Raw genomic sequence first — 4,838 nt, forward strand, 5'->3', positions numbered from 1 at the left:
CCGGGTGTGTAAGCGTTGCGAGACGTTGAGCTAACCGGTACTAATGACCCGTGCGGCTTAACCTGACAACACCGAAGGTGTTTTGGGGTTTGAGAGAGAGAAGTTTCAGAGAAAGCGGGCTTGTTCGGGATTGAAAACAGAATTTGTCTGGCGGCAACAGCGCGGTGGTCCCACCTGATCCCATGCCGAACTCAGCAGTGAAACGCCGTAGCGCCGATGGTAGTGTGGGGTCTCCCCATGTGAGAGTAGGACACTGCCAGACATTCAATTTATAAGTGTTGCCCATTTGGCAACACTTTTGTTTTTAGCATTTGCTGATATGGCTCAGTTGGTAGAGCACACCCTTGGTAAGGGTGAGGTCCCCAGTTCGAATCTGGGTATCAGCACCATGAATAATATGTTCGGCAAATAAAACAGAATTTGCTTGGCGGCAATAGCGCGGCGGTCCCACCTGACCCCATGCCGAACTCAGCAGTGAAACGCCGTAGCGCCGATGGTAGTGTGGGGTCTCCCCATGTGAGAGTAGGGAACTGCCAAGCTTTAATACCAGTCAAAAGGCCACTCATATGAGTGGCCTTTTGCATTTCTAGTTCTTTTGAATTTTCATTAACAGATAGGTATTAGGTAACTACTTACTTATCTTTCAAATATAGAGTCTGATAGACTACGACTTAAATTACCTTATTGAGTTTGAAATGAATGTCTGTCTGTCAATCTACTCAACTAAAAGCGTTTAACACGTTTGGCATTTCAGCCAGTGCTGATCATATTGGAATAGCCACTTCTATTGAATCGCTTTTGGCCTTATGGCAAGAAGCAATGGAAAAGAGTCATCCTATTGTATTATTGGGAGGAGGGAGTAACATCCTTTTCACCGAAAATTTTAAAGGTACGGTGATCTTAAATCGTATTCTTGGTATCAATATACAAGAGTCAGATACTGCATGGCACATTCATGTTGGTGCAGGTGAAAACTGGCATAAACTAATTACTTATTTATTTAAACAACAGATCTATGGTTTGGAAAATTTAGCCTTGATCCCTGGAAATGTTGGCTCTGCTCCAATCCAGAATATTGGAGCATATGGAGTTGAATTTAAGCATGTTTGTGAATATGTGGATTTTGTTGAGCTAAAAACAGGTAATTCAATCCGTTTAACGGCGAATAAGTGTCAATTTGCGTATAGAGACAGCATCTTTAAGCGTCAATATAAAGATGGTTATGCTATCACAGCGGTTGGTTTACGCTTGAATAAGAAATGGGAACCCATTTTAACTTACGGTGCTTTATCGCAATTCTCACAAGAAAAAGTCACGCCAGAACAAATATTCGATGCTGTGTGTGAAATGCGCCAGAGTAAGTTGCCAGATCCTGCATTGATCGGTAATGCAGGCAGTTTCTTCAAAAATCCTATTATATCTATTGAGTTAGCATACAGTATTAAGTCTGAATATCCCGGTTGCCCTCAATACCCTCATGATGAGCATAGCGTAAAGATTGCTGCGGGTTGGCTGATAGAACAATGTCAATTGAAGGGGTATGCTATTGGTGGCGCTGCCGTACACATGAAACAGGCATTGGTATTAATTAATAAAGGTAATGCAACTGGACAAAATGTCATTGCCTTGGCTGCTTATATACGTAATAAGGTTGCAGAAAAATTTAATATCTTCTTAGAACCTGAAGTGCGCTTCATTGGCAGTATAGGTGAAATAGACGCAGTGGAATGTATTTCATGAAAGATATTAGTACCCCATTAAAATTAATTAAAGTGTTATCTGATGGCGAAATTCATTCAGGCCAACAACTTGGTCAGGAATTGGGAATGAGCCGAGCAGGAATCAATAAACATATTCAAACTATTCGTGAATGGGGAGTAGATGTTCTGACTCTTCCAGGTAAAGGTTACCGCTTTCCTACCCCAATGAGTCTTCTGGATAAAGAAATTATTGAAAACTATCTTCCTAATGATTGCATTGAAGTGATGCCTGTCATTGATTCCACGAATCAATATATCCTGGAAAAGTTAACAGAGCTCGATTCAGGAGCTGCCTGTGTTGCAGAATATCAATATGCAGGTAGAGGGCGTCGTGGTAGAAAGTGGGTTTCTGCTTTTGGTCGCAACTTATATCTATCTATGTATTGGCGTTTGGAACAAGGGCCAGCAGCAGCGATAGGTTTAAGTTTAGTGGTAGGTATTGTCATTGCAGAAGTACTTAATCGCCAGGGAGCAGAAAGAGTAAAAGTAAAATGGCCAAATGACTTATATTTAGATGATAAAAAACTTGCTGGAATATTGGTTGAGTTGACGGGAAAAACGGGAGATGCAGCCCATGTTGTTATCGGAATAGGCATTAATGTTTCGATGAGTAGCGATCAACAGAGATCAATTAATCAAAATTGGACTAATTTACAGCAATCAGGAACGATTATTGAACGGAATAAGTTGGTTGCTGAAATCATAGTGGAACTTAAAAAATCATTAATCCAATTTGAAAATGAAGGGCTAACTTCTTTCATTCCTCGATGGTTTGAATTAGATAATTTTATTAATCGTTCAGTGAAATTAATTATTGGCGATCAGGAAGTTCATGGGATAGCTCGTGGAATAGATCAACAAGGGGCTTTGTTACTTGATATTAACGGAGTTGTTGTGCCTTATATCGGTGGCGAAATTTCCTTGAGAGGTTGTTGAATGTAAAGCCGGAAATATTTCCGGCTTTTTGTTTTATTTTCTTAATCTGACGCTTTCAACCGTGTGATTGATGCCTTTCGTCATAATCAAGCTAGCCCGTTCTCTCGTTGGTAAGATGTTTTGCTGTAAGTTTAATCCATTAATTTCCCGCCAAATACTCGATGCTACTTTTATCGCTTCTTCTGTCGTTAGTTTAGAATAATTGTGGAAATAAGAATCAGGATCGGAAAAAGCGCCTTGTCGAAACTTAAGAAAACGATTGACGTACCATTGTTCGAGTAATTCTTCCGGTGCATCTACATAAATAGAAAAATCAACAAAATCAGAGACAAATACATGATGTGGCTCATGTGGATAATCCATGCCACTTTGTAATACGTTTAAACCTTCGAGGATAAGAATATCTGGCTTTTCGATAATAAGTTGTTCATCAGGAACGATGTCATAGCTCAGGTGAGAATATACCGGCGCGATAACTTTTTCTGCACCCGATTTTATATTGGCGACAAATTTGACCAAGCTACGCATATCATAGGATTCAGGGAACCCCTTTTTTTTCATTAATCCACGTTCATTTAATATATTGTTGGAGTGCAAAAAGCCGTCTGTTGTCACTAATTTGACACGACGATGTTCTGGCCAACGGCTTAGTAGCGCCTGTAATAAGCGTGCGGTTGTGCTTTTTCCGACAGCAACGCTGCCTGCTATACCAATAACATAAGGTATTTTTTGTTCATCTGTCCCTAGGAACTGCTCAAGAACAGCTTGCCGCCGTAAATTGGAGCTAATGTAAAAATTGAGTAGACGTGACAATGGAAGATAGATTTCAATCACTTCATCTATTGAGATTTCTTCATTGATCCCTTTTAAAGCCGCAACTTCTTCTTCTGTTAATGTTAAAGGCACTGAGTCACGCAATGTGGCCCAATGTTTACGATCAAATTGTAAATATGGAGTTGTCAAAAAAGATTCTTTCTTATTCATAAGCCAACATCTGCCTGTCTATGCAGGTTGGACAGGTTGTTGAGAACACCCGTATCCGACAAAAAATAAATCTCATCATATCGGTTGGATTATCGTAGGCGTAGAATTTTTTATGATTTTAGTCATTTTTTTGATGGCAAATGCAAAAATGTATTATTTCTGAGCCTATTATGGCCGTCAATTTCTTTCTTTTATAAAGAGAAAGACAAGTGTGATACAAATAATTTTTAAAAAATAATTGGCAGATGCATTTATTGGTTCTTCCTGTACAAGAGTTGTTTGTTTAATATTTAAGCTTAGGTCGTTGAAAAAAACATCAAAAGCATAGAAAGCGACTGTTTTGTGAGCGAAAGAACAAAAAAAACAATTTTTTTGTTGCATCGTGGGCCAACTCTTCCTAGAATGCGCAGCACTTGATGCCGGCATAGCTCAGTTGGTAGAGCAACTGACTTGTAATCAGTAGGTCCCGAGTTCGACTCTTGGTGCCGGCACCATTAAAAATTTGGAAAGGTGGGGTTCCCGAGCGGCCAAAGGGAGCAGACTGTAAATCTGCCGTCACAGACTTCGAAGGTTCGAATCCTTCCCCCACCACCATTAACCAGTTTCGATCTTGAGTGTTCTGCTCGAGTTATACTCTAGAAAAAACACTTAAGATGTAGTATACAGCTGATTAAAGTCAGGTAGCCGAGTTCACGCGGGCATCGTATAATGGCTATTACCTCAGCCTTCCAAGCTGATGATGCGGGTTCGATTCCCGCTGCCCGCTCCAAGATGTGCTGATATAGCTCAGTTGGTAGAGCACACCCTTGGTAAGGGTGAGGTCGGCAGTTCGAATCTGCCTATCAGCACCACTTCTCCTGTTCTTACTTCCTGATTTTCTTCCTGTAAATATCTCGCAAGCAATTGCTTGGTTGATGTGGTGAAACCACCGATTCCGTGTCTTAGAGGGACAACCTAATGTCTAAAGAAAAGTTTGAACGTTCAAAACCGCACGTTAACGTTGGTACTATCGGCCACGTTGACCACGGTAAAACTACCCTGACTGCTGCAATCACTACTGTTCTGGCAAAAACTTACGGTGGTAGCGCGCGTGCATTCGACCAGATCGACAACGCACCAGAAGAAAAAGCACGTGGTATCACCATCTCTACTTCTCAC

At 40.8% G+C, this 4,838-nt stretch carries 4 protein-coding genes, 5 tRNA genes and 2 rRNA genes; 10 read left to right on the forward strand and 1 reads right to left on the reverse strand.

Annotation, left to right across the window (positions count from 1 at the left end):
- Positions 1-146: 146 nt before the first annotated feature.
- From rrf (Xets_RS00580) to birA, 5 genes are all read left to right on the forward strand, one after another.
- A 5S ribosomal RNA gene (gene rrf / locus Xets_RS00580) occupies positions 147-262 on the forward strand.
- Positions 263-313: 51 nt separating this feature from the next.
- A tRNA-Thr gene (locus Xets_RS00585) sits at positions 314-389 on the forward strand.
- A gap of 34 nt (positions 390-423) precedes the next feature.
- Positions 424-539: ribosomal RNA gene (gene rrf / locus Xets_RS00590) — 5S ribosomal RNA — on the forward strand.
- Positions 540-699: 160 nt separating this feature from the next.
- Positions 700-1,740 (forward strand): UDP-N-acetylmuramate dehydrogenase, encoded by a 1,041-nt coding sequence (murB, locus tag Xets_RS00595; protein ID WP_099133057.1) that lies wholly within the window; start codon positions 700-702, stop codon positions 1,738-1,740.
- Positions 1,737-2,696, forward strand: a complete 960-nt coding sequence (gene birA / locus Xets_RS00600) for a bifunctional biotin--[acetyl-CoA-carboxylase] ligase/biotin operon repressor BirA (protein WP_099133058.1) — start codon at positions 1,737-1,739, stop codon at positions 2,694-2,696. The genes murB and birA overlap by 4 nt, the downstream gene beginning before the upstream one ends.
- 33 nt (positions 2,697-2,729) lie before the next feature.
- On the opposite strand, the gene coaA is transcribed toward birA, so the two are convergent.
- Positions 2,730-3,680 carry a type I pantothenate kinase gene (gene coaA / locus Xets_RS00605; RefSeq protein ID WP_187651042.1) on the reverse strand — a complete coding sequence of 317 codons (951 nt, stop codon included), beginning with the start codon at positions 3,678-3,680 and terminating at the stop codon, positions 2,730-2,732.
- 418 nt (positions 3,681-4,098) lie between these two features.
- On the opposite strand from coaA, the gene Xets_RS00610 reads away from it, so the two are divergent.
- The 5 genes from Xets_RS00610 to Xets_RS00630 all read left to right on the forward strand — a co-directional run.
- A tRNA-Thr gene (locus tag Xets_RS00610) sits at positions 4,099-4,174 on the forward strand.
- 15 nt (positions 4,175-4,189) lie between these two features.
- A tRNA-Tyr gene (locus Xets_RS00615) sits at positions 4,190-4,274 on the forward strand.
- 100 nt (positions 4,275-4,374) lie between these two features.
- Positions 4,375-4,449 (forward strand) — tRNA-Gly (locus Xets_RS00620).
- A 6-nt stretch (positions 4,450-4,455) separates the two neighbouring features.
- Positions 4,456-4,531 (forward strand) — tRNA-Thr (locus tag Xets_RS00625).
- A 106-nt stretch (positions 4,532-4,637) separates the two neighbouring features.
- A partial coding sequence (locus Xets_RS00630) for a GTP-binding protein (RefSeq protein ID WP_244589796.1) occupies positions 4,638-4,838 on the forward strand: 201 nt, incomplete at its 3' end.

The organism is Xenorhabdus sp. TS4 (assembly GCF_014467265.1).
GTDB classification, from domain to species: Bacteria; Pseudomonadota; Gammaproteobacteria; order Enterobacterales; family Enterobacteriaceae; genus Xenorhabdus; species Xenorhabdus ehlersii.

What these genes read in the sequence shown, in the direction of transcription:
- coaA (WP_187651042.1), bottom strand. Translation starts at nt 3,680, where the DNA reads ATGAATAAGAAAGAATCTTTTTTGACAACTCCATATTTACAATTTGAT.
- birA (WP_099133058.1), top strand. Translation starts at nt 1,737, where the DNA reads ATGAAAGATATTAGTACCCCATTAAAATTAATTAAAGTGTTATCTGAT.
- murB (WP_099133057.1), top strand. Translation starts at nt 700, where the DNA reads ATGTCTGTCTGTCAATCTACTCAACTAAAAGCGTTTAACACGTTTGGC.